Source organism: Caldanaerobacter subterraneus subsp. tengcongensis MB4, from assembly GCF_000007085.1.
In the GTDB taxonomy this organism is placed as follows: Bacteria; Bacillota; Thermoanaerobacteria; order Thermoanaerobacterales; family Thermoanaerobacteraceae; genus Thermoanaerobacter; species Thermoanaerobacter subterraneus.
The window spans coordinates 1,838,912-1,855,181 of the sequence record NC_003869.1 but is presented as its reverse complement, the minus strand read 5'-3'; the positions used below and the strand labels follow the sequence as shown (position 1 = coordinate 1,855,181).

The window sequence follows — 16,270 nt, the reverse complement described above, 5'->3', positions numbered from 1 at the left end:
CTATTTTCTCACTGCTTCATAATAAGTGAGTGTATCTTTCAGTATTTCCTGGGCTATTGGAGCAGCTACTTCTCCTCCCATATGTCCACCTTGCGTCGGATTTTTTACAATGACAAGAACCGCTATTTTTGGATTTTCCACAGGAGCAAAGCCTGCAAAAGAAGCAGTGTATTTCCCTTTCTGGTAATTTTCTGTAGTGCCAGTTTTGCCGCCAACCCTGTAACCGGGAACCTGAGCCAATTGTCCTGTTCCTTCTGTCACTGTTTTTTCTAATATGTACCTTAGGGTGTCAGAAGTCTCTTTGGATATTACCTGCCTCACTACTTGGGGTTTAAATTCTTTTACAATTTTGCCTTCACTTTTAATGTATTTTACAATATGTGGGTACATGAGGTCTCCGCCGTTTATAACTGCTGAGAAGGCTGTAATCATCTGAATGGGGGTTACTGCAATTCCCTGTCCAAAGGACATGGTGGCAAAGTCAACAGGATACACCTTATCCTTAGGCAAAATCATTCCGCTTGCCTCGCCAGGAAGTTCAATGCCTGTAGGGGCGCCAAAGCCAAAGGCCTGTATGTATTTATAAAAAGTGTCTAACCCTAACCTTTCGGCGACTTGTATAAAAACTGTATCGCTGGACTTTTCTATGGCCTGAGAAAAAGTGATGTTTCCAAGGACTGTCCAGCTTCTAATTTTTTTGCCGGACACTTCATAATACCCTGGGTCAAAGAATTGCTCTTCAGGGGTTACCACGGCGGAGTCCAGCGCCGCTGCTGCTGTTATTACTTTAAACACAGAACCAGGTTCGTAAATACTGGATACAGCTGGATTTGCCCAGTATTCCTGTGAAGGGACTTTTTGCGGGTCATTTGGGTCAAAGTCCGGAAGATTTGCCATTGCCAGGATTTCTCCTGTCTTTGGATTCATGACAATTGCAGTTATTCCATCTTCTGGTTTGTACTTCTCATAAGCTTTTTTAATAGCTCTCTCTGTATAAGCCTGAATGACGGAATCAACAGTCAAAACTACGTCTTCGCCTTCTTTTGGCTTGTAGTATTTGCTGGGTATTCCTACTTTGTGTCCTTCCCTGTCTACTAAAGATATCTCTCTTCCCGGAACTCCGCTTAAATACCTGTCAAGGGAGTATTCAAGGCCATATAGACCGTATCCATCTACTCCAGTAAACCCCAGGACCTGCGAAAGCATTGATCCATTTGGATAGTTTCTCATAGAAGTATCCTCTACATATATTCCAGGGATGTTGAGCTTTTTTATGGATAGAGCTTTTTCCATTGGAACAAATCTTTCAAGCACTGTCCATTCCAAATCTTTTTTAGATAAAACCTTGAAGAGGGCTTCTTTGCTGATAGATAAATATTTTGACAGTTCTTCTGAAGCCTTCTCGGGGTCTTTTATGTATTTTGGAGAGGCGTAAACATCCGCAGCAGGCACATTGCAGGCGAGTATATTGCCGTTTACATCGTAGATATTTCCTCTCTGGGGCCTTATTATTATGTCTGCTGTTGTCTGCCTTTCTACGGCAAGGGAGAGCTTTTCAGCGTTTACAACCTGTATCCACACAAGCCTTCCTATAAGTATGGAAAAAAGGATTAGAAAAAATACAAAAAGAAAAAAAGTGCGAAGTTTAAGGCTCTTTGTCACGACTTTCTACTCCTTTTATATTTGTTTTCAAGATAATTATATCACACAAAGGACGGGTTGGGATAGTCTGTATTTGACTAACTGGTAAAAGTATGGTACAATTTAATCAACAACTTAATCGTTATCGCTGAACCCGAAAAGGGGCGGGGGACCCACACTTTTGGGGCGAATCTCTTCCTACGGGAAGAGTAGGGTTACTCCTTCGACCCGAGCCCGTCAGCTAACCTCGCAAGCGTGGGAAGGAGAAATATCCGGGACCGCTGGATATTTCGGCGGCCTTTTTATACCCCCGTCCTTACCATAAATTTACATTTGAAGGGGGTATATTTTATTATGAAAAAAACTGCTATCCTTTTGGCACTTCTTTTATCACTTTTGCTCGTTTTAGGGGGATGTACATCTTCTAAGAAAGTAACTTCAGAAAAAGATGGAGGAACCATTGTAATAGCTTTAAATAAGGGCAGCATTGTGACATTGGATCCGGCTGATTACAGAGATAGAGAGACTGAGACAGTTTTGAGAAACATATTTGATGGGCTTGTGACGCGGACATACGATGGAAAAGTAGTCCCTGAAATAGCAGAGTCTTGGGAGATTATATCGCCTACAGAATGGGAATTTAAGATAAGGAAAGGCGTAACTTTTCAAAATGGAGACCCTCTTACAGCCGATGATGTCGTATTTACATTTAATAGAATAATAAAAGAGGGAGGACTTGAAGGGAAAACTTCTCCAAGAAAAGGCTTAATGGGACCCGTGGAGGATGTTCAAAAAATTGATGATTACACTGTTAGATTTATCTTAAAAGAGCCTTTCCCAGTTTTACTTCAGGCTTTAGTCCATCAGCAGATAATACCTAAAAAATATTATGAAGAAGTAGGGTACGAGGAATTTTTAAAGCATCCTATAGGAGCAGGACCTTTTAAATATGTATCTGGGAAATTGGATGAGCAGATAGTTTTAGAAAGGTATGATGGATATTACGGTGGTTCTCCAGACATTCCCCCTGTTGGTCCTCCAAGTCTAAAAAGAGTTGTATTTAGAATGATACCTGAGCCCTCTACTGCAATAGCTGCTTTGGAAAAAGGAGAAGTAAATATAGTTCAGTACATTCCACCTGATATGATAGAAAGGCTTAAGAAAAATCCAAACATACAGGTAAAGGAGAACGATGGAACAAGAGTCTACATCCTTGAGATAAACAATAAAATGCCACCTTTTGACAATAAAAAGGTAAGGCAGGCTTTAAATTACGCAATAGACATGGATTCTATTGTAAAAGAAATTTACAAAGGCTATGGGGTGAGACTTGCAGGGCCAATGCTTCCCTATGCCTTTGCTGCGAACACAGATTTAAAGCCCTATGAGTACAATCCTGACAAGGCAAAAGAGCTTTTAAAAGAGGCTGGAGTTCGCGATTTGAAAGTTGTAATAGATACTCAGCCTTTTAGAGAAGAGGAAGCTTTGGCTATAGTTAACATGCTTGAAAAAGTAGGTATAAAAGCTTCTGTAAGAACCTGGGAATGGGGAGTTTTGCAGTCAGAAATACAGAAAGGCACCAGGCAGTTGTACCTTACTGACTGGGGAAATGCATATCTTGACCCATTTGATTTCTTAAATCCAAAGCTCAAGACAGGTGAAAGAGGAAACTATTCTTTCTACAGCAATCCAGAGGTTGATAGGCTCCTAGACGAAGCGGCAAAAGAGACAGACAATGCTAAAAGAAAAGAGCTTTATTACAAGGCTCAGGAGATAATATATGACGATGCTCCATGGGTGTTTGGATATTCTCTGAAAACTGTAGAAGCTGCGACTAAAAATGTAGAAAACTGGCAGCCGAGTATGGACGGTAGAGAAAATATGCACAGAGTGAAGCTTTCTAATGAGTAAAAAGGGGTTAATGACCCTTTTTACTCTAAAGTGGATGGGGGAATTTTTATGAGGGAAGCGAAGGTTTTAAAGAGAGTTTTGTACACAATTCCTATAATGCTAGCAATAGCCATAACAGTATTTGTATTTATGAGATTTACTCCGGGAGACCCCGTTGACATAATGATGGGAAAAGAAAGCATGGTATCACAGCAGGACATAGAGCTTTTAAAAAAGGAGTTTAACCTTGATAAACCTATATACACACAGCTTTACATTTTCCTCACAAATCTTTTAAAGGGAGATTTGGGAAAGTCTATAACAAAAGGAGTTCCTGTAATTGAACTTATCAGAGAGACTCTACCTGCTACAATTGAACTTGCTCTGGCAGCCTTAACTCTTGGGATTTTAATAGGTATCCCCATAGGGATTATATCTGCTGTCAAACAGAATTCCTGGCTTGACAGAACTATGATGGCAATCTCTTTTACAGGAATATCAATGCCTTCTTTCTGGCTGGGATTAATACTTATTCTAATTTTTTCAGCCAAATTAAATTTACTTCCGAGTCAGGGCAGAATAAATTTTCTAATTTATATACCTAAGGTAACTGGTTTTTACACGATTGATTCGCTTCTTGCTGGAGACTGGGAAGCATTTGTGAGCAGTTTGAGGCATCTTTTCTTGCCTGCTCTAACTTTATCAGCTCCTTTAGCAGCTGTTTTGGCAAGAGTTATGAGGTCCAGTATGCTGGAGGTCTTAAGAAATGACTATGTGGTCTTCGCAAGGGCTAAGGGAGTGCCTGAGAAATTAGTAATACTTAAGCATGCTGTAAGAAACGCATTGATTCCAACAGTTACAGTTTTAGGCATGGAAGTAGGAGCACTTTTAGGGGGAAATATGATAGTTGAGAATGTCTTTGGATGGCCTGGAATAGGCAGGCTTGTTGTGACTGCGATATTTGACAGGGATTATCCTCTGGTCCAGGGAGTCGTAATGTTTTACGCCTTCACTTTTGTCATGGCAAATCTTTTGGTAGATATACTCTACACTTATCTGGACCCCAAGATTGAACTGTAGGGGGTGTTTGAATGACTATAAAAAATGGAATAGTGCCTGCAAAGTATTATGAAGTATCTTATAAAAAATCAAATTTAATAACTAACCTTTTAAGCCTTTTAGGGAAGATAAAAAAGCATCCAACTGCTTTAATTGGAATGCTTACAATCATAGCCTATATTTTAATGGCTGTATTCGCACCTTTTATTTCACCTTACAGCGTTAAATACTCAGACCTTTCAGCAAGACTATTGTCCCCTGTGTGGAGTGGAGGAACGTGGGCACATCCTCTGGGAACTGACCAGGTAGGAAGGGATTTGCTGACACAGATTATATACGGTTCTAGAATATCAATACTGGTTGGCTTTTTGACTGTTTTGATTTCTGCCTCTATTGGGACTTTCTTAGGAGCAATCGCAGGATACTACAGAGGAACAGTTGATACGGTGATTTCGCGCTTTGCTGATTTTTTGCTTTCTTTTCCTTTCTTAATATTTGCGGTGGGAGTAATGGCAGTTTTGGGGCCCGGATTCTGGAATTTGATTTTAGCTCTGACATTTAAAAGCTGGGTGGAATTTTTTAGGCTGGTAAGAGGTGAAGTTTTGGAGGAGAAAAATAAAGAATATGTAGAAGCTGCTCAGGCTTTGGGAAGAAGCGATGGTGCGATAATTGTATCAGAAATTCTGCCTAATATATTCCAGTCAATATTTGTCCTTGCCACATTGAGAATGGGATACATGATAATAATGGAAGCATCTTTGAGCTATTTAGGTTTAGGTGTGCCACCGGATATTCCTACATGGGGTTCTTTAATAAACTCTGGAAGGAACCACATATTTGACGCCTACTGGATATCTACTCTTCCAGGCATAGCTTTAGTGATACTTGTACTCAGTATTAACCTTTTTGGAGAAGGATTGAGAGATATATTAGACCCAAGGCTTAAAGTGGAAGGAAGTGAATAAATGCTTGAGATTAGGAACTTGAAAGTGGTTTTTGAGACAGACAGGGGAGTAGTAAAAGCGGTAAATGGGATTGACCTAACACTTGAAAGAGGAAAAATTTTAGGCCTGGTAGGAGAATCGGGCTCAGGAAAAAGCATGACTTTGCTTTCTATTTTAAGGCTTGTCCCTTACCCGGGCAAAATTGTAGAAGGGGAAATTCTCTTTGAAGGAGAGGACCTTCTCAAAAAATCGGCTTCTCAGATGAGGGAAATAAGGGGAAAGGACATAGCCATGATATTTCAAGACCCAATGACCACATTAAATCCGGTGTTTCCTGTAGGAGAGCAGATAAGGGAATCCTTGAGGGTTCACAATATAATAAAGCCTGAAAAAGAAGGTATATTAGGTTTTCTCAGGGAAAGGGACAGAAGAAAAAAAGAGTATGAAAAGGCAGTAGAACTTATGGAAAAAGTCGGGATATCATATCCTGAAAAGAGGTATTTCTCATATCCCCATCAGTTCAGTGGGGGTATGCAGCAAAGAGCTATAATTGCTATTGCTCTTTCATGCAATCCTAAACTACTTCTGGCTGACGAGCCTACAACTGCACTTGATGTGACAATTCAGGCGCAAATTTTGGATTTATTGAGGCAAATAAATGAAGTAAACGGCACCTCCATAATTTTTGTAACTCATGATTTGGCAGTGGCGGCAGAGTTTTGCGATGAAATAGCTGTCATGTACGCTGGGCAAATAGTGGAAAAAGGAGCTGTAGACAAGGTCATCGGAGAACCAAAGCATCCTTATACAAAAGGACTTTTGAAGTCTATACCTAAAATAACACGAAAAAAAGAAAAACTTTACGCCATACCGGGAAATGTCCCAGATTTGGCTTCTCTTTCACCTAAAGGCTGTCCTTTTTATGAGCGGTGTGAAGAAGCAGTGGAAGAATGCAAAGAAGTTGAACTTCCTTTAATTGAGGTTTCAGATGGAGAATTTGTGAGGTGTATAAAGTACCTCTAAAAGATGGGGTGTTAGATATGGAAAATGGCACTTTTATTCAAATAAAAAATCTCAAGAAATATTTCATAGAAGAGCCAGACTTGTTAATGAAGCTTGTAGCTAAGAAAAAGAAAAGGGTTGTGAAAGCTGTTGATGATATAAGCCTTGACATAAACAAGGGGGAGACTCTGGGGCTGGTTGGAGAAAGCGGCTGTGGGAAAACTACACTAGGACGTACAATTGTAAGGCTTTACGAACCTACAGAGGGAAAGATAATATTTGAAGGGGAAGACATAACAGAGGCAAGAGGAGAAAAGTTAAAAGAATACAGGGAAAAAGCTCAGATAATTTTTCAAAACCCTTATTCTTCTTTAAATCCCAGGAAGACAGTAAGGCAGATTTTGTCAGTACCTTTGATTGCCTCTGGCGTAAAAGACCCTCACGAGAGAGAAGAGAGAATTATGTATCTTTTGAATAGAGTTGGTTTAAATTACAGGCAGATGGATTCTTATCCCCATGAATTTTCAGGTGGACAGAGGCAGAGGATAGGCATAGCACGTGCTTTGGCAATGAGCCCTGAATTTATTGTGGCTGACGAGCCAGTTTCAGCCCTTGATGTGTCAATACAGGCGCAAATTATAAACCTTCTAGAGGAATTGAAGGAAGAGTTAAACCTTACTTATCTTTTTATAGCTCATGACCTAAGTGTTGTATATCATGTAAGCGATAGAGTTGCGGTGATGTATCTAGGAAAAATTGTAGAAATGGGAAAAACTGAGGATATTTTCTTCAACCCACTTCACCCCTATACAAAAGCTTTGCTTTCTGCCATTCCCTCTATTGATAAATCAAAAAGAAGGGAAAGAATAATATTAGAAGGCACTGTACCATCTCCTGTGAATCCGCCAAAAGGCTGTAGATTTAGTACCAGATGCTTTATGAAAAAGGGGAAAATGTGCGAAGAGGTAGAACCAGAACTAAAAGAAGTTGAAAAGGGACATTTTGTAGCTTGTCATCTGTATTAATGGATTTGATACTTGTATTTTCTCCAAAGAAATATTATAATAATATTGAAAATTGGAAAAAAGAATATTTAAGGTGATGAAGCCCACCTTAATTGCCGTAAAGGCTGATGGCTTCTACGAAGATTCGTAGAAGCCATCTTTTATTTTGGAAAAATTAACTACAAAACGTCAAGGGGTGGCATTTGGATGAAATTAGAATTCATTCCTTTATATGAAGCTTTTGAAAAATACGAAGACAGATGTCCTATATGTAAGATTATAGAACAGGAAGAAAAAGTTTATTGTGAACGCCTGTTAGAAGATGAAATTTTAAAAGACCCAGAGATGTATATTAAAATAGGTCAAACCAACTTTTGCCGTTACCATTTAGAACTGCTGAATAATTCGTATGACAAATTAGGGTTGGCAATTGCATTGAAAGCAAATATAAGCCATAAATTACAACAAATTGAAGAAATGAGCAAAACATTGAAGAAAAAAAGAAGAAGAAAAATAGAAAAAGAGAAATGTCTTGTTTGTAAGTATTTAAGAGAGAGGGACGCATACCATGTACACATTTTATTAGATATCTTGGAAAGTGATAAAGATTTTGTTGAAAAACATTCTAAAGGTTTCTCTAACTTGTGTTTTCATCATTTAGATGTGCTCATAGGTCTTGCTAAAAATATTGCGCCACAAATTGATAAGATAATAGAGCTAAATAAAAGCACAATTGAGAAAAATATAAACGACCTGGAATGGTTCATAACAAAATTTGATTATAGATTTCATGATGAGCCGTGGTATGACTCTAAAGATTCGATTGAAAGGGCTTTGAAATTGCTCGGAGGTGGCTATTATGATTAAAATTTCTTTTGAAATTACTGATGAGAGCTTTAGTGAAATTAAAGAATTGATTGACAATTTTAAAAAAGACGGTTTTACAGAAGAAGATGCATATAGAGTAATTTTTGAGATGGGAGTAAAAGCATATAAAATAGAACGGGACAATCCTGATGAAAGTGATTTGAGAAGACAACTTATTTCTATGGCGTCTCAATATGCTGCAATGAAGTTTAAAAATTTCCAGTTAATGCGGGATAATCAAACACTTGAGATAAGGTTACAAGGTTATAAAGCTGAAAATGCTCATCTTAAGAGGATGCTGGGTATAAGGGTTGATGAAGGATGAGGTATATATGTCCTGTGTGTTTTAAGATAGCTGAAGTTGGAGAAGAAAAATGCTCAAATTGTGGGTACGATTTTAAAAATATATCAGATGATGATTACAGTGAAAAGCTCATAAAAGCTTTAAATCATCCAGATTATAATGTGGCTTATATGGCTGCGAAGATAATCGGAGAACTTAAAATAAAAAAAGCAGAAGGGGAATTGATAAAGTATTTGCAAAACAGCGTAAAAACAAGAAAGGACCCGTATATTGAGCAGATGGTTGTGTGGGCTCTTGGAGAAATTGGCGGTGAAAAGTCCTACAAATTTCTTTTAAAAAACAGAGATAAATTCTCAATTTTAACAAAAAATATCATTGAAGATTCTCTAAAAAAAATTAAAACAAGAATGGCAAATAAGGAGGGTGAGGCAATTGGAAAATAGGGAAGAAAAAAATAATGAAAATAATAACATTAAAGTCTTGGGATGGGTAGCATTTTTTGGAGGATTAAGCCAGGATATGATTGTACCTATTTTGCCTACTTTTTATACTCAAATTCTTGGATTGAGCAAGGAAATGGTAGGCTTAATAGAGGGAAGTGTTACTACAGTTGTCAGTATCATGAGAATAATATCCGGAATAATTTCAGATAAGATTGGGAAAAGAAAATCGATTGTGTTTATTGGATATTTATTTTCCGCTGTTGGAAGAGTATTACTGCCATTGACGAATGGTGCTGCAATGGCTTTTGGGCTGAGACTGATTGACGGTATTGGAAAAGGTACAAAAGATGCGCCAAGAGACGCACTTATAGCGAAATCTTCTAAAATGAAAAGCATGGGTTTTTCCTTTGGGTTTCAAAGAATGCTTGATACATTAGGGTCTTTTCTTGGACCATTGATTACTGCCGGCTTGATGATACTATTTGCCAATTATATGGATTCTATAAGGTACAGGTTGATATTCTTAATTGCAGGGCTTGTGGCTTTTATCACAATAATACTCATAGGGTTATTTGTGGTGGAGCAAAAAGGAGAGAGAGTGAGTTCATCTTTTAAGCTTGATTTATCTGTTTTTAAAGGAAAATTTCTGACATTTTTCGTTGTGATGCTTGTGTTTACCCTTGGTAATAGCAGCGATGCGTTTTTAATTTTAAGAGCGCGAAGTGTGGGTGTAGAAGAGTCAACAATACCGATAATTATAGCTATGTTTAATCTGTCTTATGCTTTATTGTCAGTACCGAGTGGAGTATTATCCGACAGAATAGGAAGAGTTAATGTAATAAGATTAGGCTGGATTATTTATGCAGTCACATATTTAGGTTTTGCATTAGCGAAATTGCCATGGCATATTTGGGCTTTGTACTTAATATATGGAGTTTATTATTCAACAACTGAAGGTGTTGCAAAGTCTCTTGTTGCACATATAGTGGATGAGAGCAATAGAGGAACTGCCTTTGGATTGTATAATGCATCAATGGGGCTGCTTGCAATTCCTGCAAGTTTTATTGCTGGATATTTATGGGACAATGTATCTCCTGCTGCACCCTTTTACTTTGGAGCAATATGCTCTTTAGTTGCGGTTATTTTAATAACACTATTTAGAATTGAGGAAAATTAAAGGGGATTTCCTTCCCTTGGAGGTGATATTATTATAAGTATACTGTTTAAAGATTATGAAAGGAAAGATAAACTGAATTATGAAAGAAATCAAAATGTTTTTGAAGACCTTCATTTAGATCAAATTATTAATAACCTCGTGAATGAGACAAAGAATGAAGATTTAATCGATTATTTTTATATGCCTCTTAATGATGTGGAAGAAATCAAATACAGGCACGAAGTGTTTATTGAATTAGAAAATAATCAGTTGCTATTTGATGCTATTAAAACATTTGTTGATAAAATGAGCAATGTCAAGAGAGAATTATCATTTTCAGAAAAACTCGAATACCAGTATAACAAAAAAGGTTGGTGGCTGGAAGCTGTAGACAAATATGTGAAAGCAGTTAGTGAATTAGCTCTGTATTTTTTAAATGAAAAATTGTTTTCTAAAGGACTGCAAAACTTTTCAAAATATCTGATAAAATATGCTAACAGTGATTACTTTACTAAACTCAGGGAAATGGTTGAAAGGGTGAAGAAGTCTTTAGAGGAGGTAACTTATTGCCTTAACATCGATGGGTTAAGAGTGATGGTATATAAATGTGAAGAGGAAGAAGAATATGAAAATGATATTATAAAAACTTTTGAGAAATTTAAAACCTCAGATAATAAAGATTACAAATTAATAGTACCAACGATGATAGGAATGGATCATGTAGAAAATGAAATTATAAACGCTGTCGTAAAATTTTATCCTCAACCTTTTGAATTGTTAGATTCTTTCTATGAAGAATATTATCACTTTATGGATCCGGTAGTGGAGAGGTTTTCTGAAGAAATAAGGTTTTACATTATTTATCTTGATTTTACAAAAAAGTTTAAACAATTAGGATTAAGTTTTTGTTATCCTGAAATTACGACAAATAAAGAAGAAGTTTATTTGTACGAAGGATTTGACCTTGCTCTTGCGTATGACAAAGTTACAAAGGGAGAAACTGTTGTTGTAAATGATTTTTGGTTGGAAAATGGTGAAAGATTAGTGGTAGTTACAGGTCCGAATCAGGGAGGTAAGACTACTTTTGCTAGGATGTTTGGACAGGTGCATTACCTTGCAAAGCTTGGAGTTCCAATACCGGGTAAAAAAGCCAAGATCTTTTTGTGCGATAAGATATTTACCCATTTTGAAAGAGAAGAAAAAGTTCAAAATTTAAGAGGGAAATTAGAAGCTGACCTTTTAGAGATAAAACAGATTATTAATATGGCAACACCAATGAGCCTCATAATATTAAACGAAACTTTTTCTTCTGCAACTGTGGCAGATGCGATTTTTTTGGCTAAAAATGTTATTGCAAAAATTCTCGAAATAGACTGTTACGCTCTATACGTAACATTTCTTGATGAACTTACATCTATAGGAGAAAAAGTAGTAAGTATGGTAGCAACGGTTTCTGAACAGGACCCGTCGATAAAAACGTATAAGATTTTGAGAAAACCTGCTGATGGGAAAGCATATGCCATTTTATTGGCAGAGAAATACGGACTTAGTTACGAACAATTAAAAAGGAGGTTGAAAGGTTGAGAGTTTTTCTATTATATGAAGATCAGGATTATAATTTTAAGTCTCATGGAAAATACGATGAAGAGCATAATGAAAATTTAATAAAGGACCTTGGTCTTGACGTGATATTTGAGGCGATGGCAAAAAAAAGATGCTTTTATTTACGATATTGTTAAAAAAGTCCTACTTTCTTACGAAAATGACTTATCTACCATTTTGTATAGACAAGATATTCTCAAAGATTGTATAAATAATAAGCCAATAGTAGAAAGAATTTATAATCTTGCAATTGATGCTATAGAGACGAAGAAAAAGTCCTGGCTTGGTATATTTTCGACAAACGTATTTTCACTTCTTAGCAGTTCTGTCAGTCTATTAAGAATGTTTTTGAAATTTTTGAGAGAGTTGAGAAGTATATCTGATGAGCATTATGAAAAATTTGATTCCATTGGATTTAAAAAATTTTTTTCAGCGATAAAGGAAGAACTTACAGAAGAATTTTTTTCTACTGCAGAAAGGCAATTAAAAGACCTCATGTTTGAAAATGGAGTTTTTATTAGAGCAAGATTAGGGCAAGGGCTTGAGGGCAGTGACTATAAGCTATTAAAACCTAACAAAAAGGTGTTAATTAAAAAAAGGCTTTCAAAACTAACTTTTCTAAAACCTCAATCTTATACTTTCAGCCTCCATCCACGTGATGATGCTGGAATAGAAACTCTAGCAAATATTAGAGGTCGTTCAATAAATCAGGTAGCAAAGATTTTAGCAAATGCTGGAGACCATATTTTGGAATTTTTTGCACAGTTAAGGGCAGAGTTAGCATTTTACATGGGAGCAATGAATTTATACGAAGAACTTTCTAATTTAAATGTACCAGTTCTGTTTTCCTGAACCTTACCACTTAGATAGAAGAGTCCGCAAGTTTATTGGATTGTATGATGTAAGTTTGGCTTTAATTACAGGGAAAAATGTTGTAGGAAACGAATTAAACACCATTGGCAAAGACCTTTTCATAATCACTGGGGCTAATCGAGGTGGGAAAACGACATTTTTGAGGAGTATCGGCCAAGCCCAAATATTGATGCAATCTGGGATATTTGTTCCTGCGATTTATTTCTCTGCTAATATAAACAAAAAAATATTTACCCATTTTTATAGAAAAGAAGATCCGCAATTAGAAAGTGGAAAGCTTGATGAGGAGCTTAAAAGATTTGACAGGATAGTGAGTGATATACGACCAAATTCGCTTTTATTGTTAAATGAAAGTTTTTCATCGACAAATGAAAAAGAAGGTTCTGAAATTGCTAAACAAATAGTGGAAGCGTTGATTGAGAATAATATAGAAGTATTTTATGTTACACACCTGTATGAATTTGCAAAGTATTTTTATGACCAAAATCTTGATAACGTCCATTTCCTCCGCGCCGAAAGAAAAGAGGATGGAAGAAGGACTTTCAAAATTTTAGAAGGGAAACCTCTTCCAACAGGCTATGCCAAAGACCTTTATGAAGGGTTTTTTGGCAATCAAGAGACATTTGTAGAGAAATATGATTTGTCGAGTAGAGTGTAATAATAGTTAAAGGGGGGAGTAAAAATGCCTTCTGATATGGATTCTTGGGCAAGACCTGTAAGAGACTACAAGGATATTCCCGAAATATTCAGATCTTACTACGATAAAAATTTTGGGAAGTCAGTAGGTTTTTTAAATGCTGTACATGCTCCTGCGGATAGTTGGGGAAAAAGAAAAACAAACGAGAAGCTTGTACTTTTGTATGAAAATAGCATCGTTTTTCTTGAAAATGTGAAAAATAATATAACCAGTGTCTCCTATCCAATTCAAAATATTAATTACATAGAAAATGGTTCTATACTGTTGTACTCATGGATAAAAATAAATGGAGAAGTAAATGGTGAGACAAAGTCATCTCTTGTTGAATATAATACTGTTGTGGAAAGTATATTTAAGCCCATAATTAATAAACTGCGAATATTATTGTGTGATATAGATATATCGGAAATAAGTGAGGAGACTCGCGTCTTTGATTGTTTAATAGATATAGATTACAAATTTATGAATTATGCAAAAAATGCTATATTGAATGGAGAAAAAGTAATAGATTTTATATATCAACGGGAAATAAAAGTACCATACCTAAAACTTTTTACAAGAATAAAATCCACTTCACATATGGCTATACTCACAAATAAAGAATTAATAATATTAAAAGAAGAAAACGCAAAGTCGACAAAAGATGCAAGATATGGTGGGATATGGATTTATATTCCAGTGCATAAAATTCTAAGCGCGTACATTGAGAAAGATGAAATTGGTTTTTTGAATTTAGTTATCAATATATCTGGCTTCAATACTTTTAAATCTGTATTTGAAATTTCAATAAGAGAAAGAGTCGAACAGTTAGTAGAAAAAATTAACAGAATAGCGAGGTTTAATAGTATGATAAAATAGGATATTTGTAAGTATTTGGTAGATTTTTATTGCCTTGCAAAGTTTTGATAGTTTTGATATAATCTTAATGACAAGACAATTGCATAAAAAGTGATGGAACCCACTTTAACCGCCGAAAGGCTGATGGTTCCTACTTGTGAATAACACAAGTAGGAACCATTTTGCTTTTTAAGGGGGTGATAGAAAAAATAAAGATTTAAAAAGCGATGGGGCTCGCTTAATGCAGAAGAAATGCTGATGGCTCCTACCTTTTTGTCCTACAAAATGTTGTAATATTGAAAATAATCTACGTAGGAGGGTATGTCTATGTGGTTAACTTATAGTTGGTGGTTAGGCTTGGCTTTAATTGCAGGTATAATTGCCAATTGGACAGGTATATCGATCTCATTAATCGAGATTTTGGTAGGAGTGATTGCCGGTAATTATTTGGGATTTCAGACGAATGATTGGATAAATTTTCTGGGTGGCGTAGGGAGTATTTTGTTAACTTTTTTAGCAGGAGCAGAAGTAGACCCTATAGTGTTGAGAACAAAATTTAAAGAAAGTGTTACAATAGGAGTATTAGCTTTTGTTCTTCCTTTTGCGGGAGCTTTTGCTTATACTTACTTTGTAGCAGGCTGGACACTGCAAGCGGCAGAGATTGCAGGTATTGCCCTTTCAACTACTTCTGTTGCAGTAGTATATGCTGTAATGGTAGAAAGTGGTCTTAACGAGAGTGAACTTGGGAAAATTATTTTAGCTGCTTGTTTCATAAACGACCTGGGCACTGTCTTGATGCTTGGAATTTTATTTGCGAGTTATAATAAGTGGATGTTATTGTTTATAATTGTCACAACAATAGTAATTGTGCTTATGCCTTCTGTTACAAAGAAATTCTTTGAAATATATGGTAATAAAGTAGGGCAATTGGAAATAAAATATTTACTTTTCTTTGTGTTCTTAACAGGCGGCTTGGCATCAATGGCAAATAGCGAAGCTGTTCTTCCAGCATATATATTAGGGTTAGCGGTTTCTGGATTTTTTATGAAGGAAAAGAATTTGTTATTCCGCTTGAGAGCTGTCACTTTCGCTGTTTTCACACCCTTCTACTTTTTAAAGGCAGGGTTATTTGTTTCTATTCCGGGGGTAATATCAAATATTTATTTAATTGTGATATTACTTTTAATAAAGATGTTTACAAAATATATAGGTGTCAAACCTGCTACTATGCTTTTTAGATTTTCTAAAAAGGAAGGAATGTACACTACACTTTTAATGTCTACAGGTCTTACGTTTGGGACAATTTCTGCTATGTTTGGGTTGAACCACAAGATAATCACAGTGGAGCAGTACACTATTCTCGTTACTGTGGTTATTTTGAGTGCGATTGTGCCTACTTTGATTGCAGAAAAGTTTTATAGGCCAGAAAGAGAAGATTGATATTGGGCGAGGAGGAGGAAAACAATGTTTAAAAAGATTTTACTGGCGTATGATGGCTCTGAATATGCAAATAAAGCCTTTAACTATGTTTTAGAATTAGCAAAAATGGATGATTGTGAAGTGTACGTTGTTTCTGTGGCTACTATTCCGGAATTTGTAAATTCAAGAGATGAAGTGGATGAAGCTTTAAACGCAGCAAAATTACACTACGGAAAACTTCTTGGTAATGCCCGGAGATTAGCTAATGAAAAAGGGGTAAAAGTATTTACAGAAGTAATAGTGGGACATCCTGTCGATTCGGTGATCCGCTTTGCAGAAAACCATGGATGTGATTTGATTGTTGTAGGAGAAAAAGGTACTAGTGGATTAAAAAGGTACATTATCGGTAATGTGGCAGAGAACATAGCAAGGCATGCAAAATGTTCTGTGCTTATTGTGAAGTAAGTTTTCCAAGGGGGTTGGAATTCGGACATTGTTTTATGTCCGAATTCCTGTTTCACTATCAATAAAT

At 36.3% G+C, this 16,270-nt stretch carries 17 protein-coding genes and 3 riboswitches; of the genes, 16 read left to right on the top strand and 1 reads right to left on the bottom strand.

Annotated elements, in window-relative coordinates; genetic code table 11:
- Positions 1-1,662: a peptidoglycan D,D-transpeptidase FtsI family protein gene (locus TTE_RS09180; RefSeq protein ID WP_009610584.1), complete on the bottom strand. Its 1,662-nt coding sequence runs from the start codon at positions 1,660-1,662 to the stop codon at positions 1-3.
- Between the two features lie 115 nt (positions 1,663-1,777).
- A riboswitch (cyclic di-AMP (ydaO/yuaA leader) is annotated at positions 1,778-1,912 on the top strand.
- 83 nt (positions 1,913-1,995) lie between these two features.
- On the opposite strand from TTE_RS09180, the gene TTE_RS09175 reads away from it, so the two are divergent.
- From TTE_RS09175 to TTE_RS09110, 16 genes are all read left to right on the top strand, one after another.
- Positions 1,996-3,552: an ABC transporter substrate-binding protein gene (locus TTE_RS09175; protein ID WP_009610594.1), complete on the top strand. Its 1,557-nt coding sequence runs from the start codon at positions 1,996-1,998 to the stop codon at positions 3,550-3,552.
- A 48-nt stretch (positions 3,553-3,600) separates the two neighbouring features.
- A complete protein-coding gene (locus TTE_RS09170; protein ID WP_009610585.1) occupies positions 3,601-4,611 on the top strand; it encodes an ABC transporter permease in 1,011 nt (336 codons plus the stop codon).
- Between the two features lie 11 nt (positions 4,612-4,622).
- A complete protein-coding gene (locus TTE_RS09165) occupies positions 4,623-5,555 on the top strand; it encodes an ABC transporter permease (protein WP_011026067.1) in 933 nt (310 codons plus the stop codon).
- Positions 5,556-6,557: an ABC transporter ATP-binding protein gene (locus TTE_RS09160; protein ID WP_011026066.1), complete on the top strand. Its 1,002-nt coding sequence runs from the start codon at positions 5,556-5,558 to the stop codon at positions 6,555-6,557.
- A 17-nt stretch (positions 6,558-6,574) separates the two neighbouring features.
- The gene (locus TTE_RS09155; protein ID WP_011026065.1) at positions 6,575-7,561 is read left to right on the top strand and encodes an ABC transporter ATP-binding protein; all 987 of its coding nucleotides are present in this window, start codon (positions 6,575-6,577) and stop codon (positions 7,559-7,561) included.
- A gap of 63 nt (positions 7,562-7,624) precedes the next feature.
- Positions 7,625-7,685: riboswitch (Fluoride riboswitch) on the top strand.
- A 62-nt stretch (positions 7,686-7,747) separates the two neighbouring features.
- A complete protein-coding gene (locus TTE_RS09150; RefSeq protein ID WP_011026064.1) occupies positions 7,748-8,407 on the top strand; it encodes a DUF6062 family protein in 660 nt (219 codons plus the stop codon).
- The gene (locus TTE_RS09145) at positions 8,400-8,732 is read left to right on the top strand and encodes a hypothetical protein (RefSeq protein ID WP_011026063.1); all 333 of its coding nucleotides are present in this window, start codon (positions 8,400-8,402) and stop codon (positions 8,730-8,732) included. The genes TTE_RS09150 and TTE_RS09145 overlap by 8 nt, the downstream gene beginning before the upstream one ends.
- Positions 8,729-9,154 carry a HEAT repeat domain-containing protein gene (locus tag TTE_RS09140; protein WP_011026062.1) on the top strand — a complete coding sequence of 142 codons (426 nt, stop codon included), beginning with the start codon at positions 8,729-8,731 and terminating at the stop codon, positions 9,152-9,154. Before TTE_RS09145 ends, TTE_RS09140 begins: the two co-directional genes overlap by 4 nt.
- Complete coding sequence (locus TTE_RS09135; RefSeq protein WP_011026061.1) at positions 9,144-10,331, top strand: MFS transporter; 1,188 nt, start codon at positions 9,144-9,146, stop codon at positions 10,329-10,331. Before TTE_RS09140 ends, TTE_RS09135 begins: the two co-directional genes overlap by 11 nt.
- Positions 10,332-10,511: 180 nt before the next feature.
- Positions 10,512-11,894: a MutS-related protein gene (locus TTE_RS09130; RefSeq protein ID WP_157858518.1), complete on the top strand. Its 1,383-nt coding sequence runs from the start codon at positions 10,512-10,514 to the stop codon at positions 11,892-11,894.
- Positions 11,891-12,049 (top strand): hypothetical protein, encoded by a 159-nt coding sequence (locus TTE_RS14310; protein WP_162009307.1) that lies wholly within the window; start codon positions 11,891-11,893, stop codon positions 12,047-12,049. Before TTE_RS09130 ends, TTE_RS14310 begins: the two co-directional genes overlap by 4 nt.
- The gene (locus tag TTE_RS14305; RefSeq protein ID WP_226990131.1) at positions 12,003-12,764 is read left to right on the top strand and encodes a hypothetical protein; all 762 of its coding nucleotides are present in this window, start codon (positions 12,003-12,005) and stop codon (positions 12,762-12,764) included. The genes TTE_RS14310 and TTE_RS14305 overlap by 47 nt, the downstream gene beginning before the upstream one ends.
- 40 nt (positions 12,765-12,804) lie before the next feature.
- Positions 12,805-13,443 (top strand): MutS-related protein, encoded by a 639-nt coding sequence (locus TTE_RS14300; RefSeq protein ID WP_226990130.1) that lies wholly within the window; start codon positions 12,805-12,807, stop codon positions 13,441-13,443.
- Between the two features lie 24 nt (positions 13,444-13,467).
- Positions 13,468-14,340 carry a hypothetical protein gene (locus tag TTE_RS09120; protein WP_011026059.1) on the top strand — a complete coding sequence of 291 codons (873 nt, stop codon included), beginning with the start codon at positions 13,468-13,470 and terminating at the stop codon, positions 14,338-14,340.
- Between the two features lie 80 nt (positions 14,341-14,420).
- A riboswitch (Fluoride riboswitch) is annotated at positions 14,421-14,480 on the top strand.
- Between the two features lie 166 nt (positions 14,481-14,646).
- Positions 14,647-15,759 carry a cation:proton antiporter gene (locus TTE_RS09115; RefSeq protein WP_011026058.1) on the top strand — a complete coding sequence of 371 codons (1,113 nt, stop codon included), beginning with the start codon at positions 14,647-14,649 and terminating at the stop codon, positions 15,757-15,759.
- Positions 15,760-15,783: 24 nt separating this feature from the next.
- Positions 15,784-16,203, top strand: coding sequence for a universal stress protein (locus tag TTE_RS09110; protein WP_011026057.1), 420 nt, complete (start codon positions 15,784-15,786; stop codon positions 16,201-16,203).
- Positions 16,204-16,270: the final 67 nt, after the last annotated feature.

What these genes read in the sequence shown, in the direction of transcription:
- TTE_RS09175 (WP_009610594.1), top strand. Translation starts at nt 1,996, where the DNA reads ATGAAAAAAACTGCTATCCTTTTGGCACTTCTTTTATCACTTTTGCTC.
- TTE_RS09170 (WP_009610585.1), top strand. Translation starts at nt 3,601, where the DNA reads ATGAGGGAAGCGAAGGTTTTAAAGAGAGTTTTGTACACAATTCCTATA.
- TTE_RS09165 (WP_011026067.1), top strand. Translation starts at nt 4,623, where the DNA reads ATGACTATAAAAAATGGAATAGTGCCTGCAAAGTATTATGAAGTATCT.
- TTE_RS09160 (WP_011026066.1), top strand. Translation starts at nt 5,556, where the DNA reads ATGCTTGAGATTAGGAACTTGAAAGTGGTTTTTGAGACAGACAGGGGA.
- TTE_RS09155 (WP_011026065.1), top strand. Translation starts at nt 6,575, where the DNA reads ATGGAAAATGGCACTTTTATTCAAATAAAAAATCTCAAGAAATATTTC.
- TTE_RS09150 (WP_011026064.1), top strand. Translation starts at nt 7,748, where the DNA reads ATGAAATTAGAATTCATTCCTTTATATGAAGCTTTTGAAAAATACGAA.
- TTE_RS09145 (WP_011026063.1), top strand. Translation starts at nt 8,400, where the DNA reads ATGATTAAAATTTCTTTTGAAATTACTGATGAGAGCTTTAGTGAAATT.
- TTE_RS09140 (WP_011026062.1), top strand. Translation starts at nt 8,729, where the DNA reads ATGAGGTATATATGTCCTGTGTGTTTTAAGATAGCTGAAGTTGGAGAA.
- TTE_RS09130 (WP_157858518.1), top strand. Translation starts at nt 10,512, where the DNA reads ATGCCTCTTAATGATGTGGAAGAAATCAAATACAGGCACGAAGTGTTT.
- TTE_RS09120 (WP_011026059.1), top strand. Translation starts at nt 13,468, where the DNA reads ATGCCTTCTGATATGGATTCTTGGGCAAGACCTGTAAGAGACTACAAG.
- TTE_RS09115 (WP_011026058.1), top strand. Translation starts at nt 14,647, where the DNA reads ATGTGGTTAACTTATAGTTGGTGGTTAGGCTTGGCTTTAATTGCAGGT.
- TTE_RS09110 (WP_011026057.1), top strand. Translation starts at nt 15,784, where the DNA reads ATGTTTAAAAAGATTTTACTGGCGTATGATGGCTCTGAATATGCAAAT.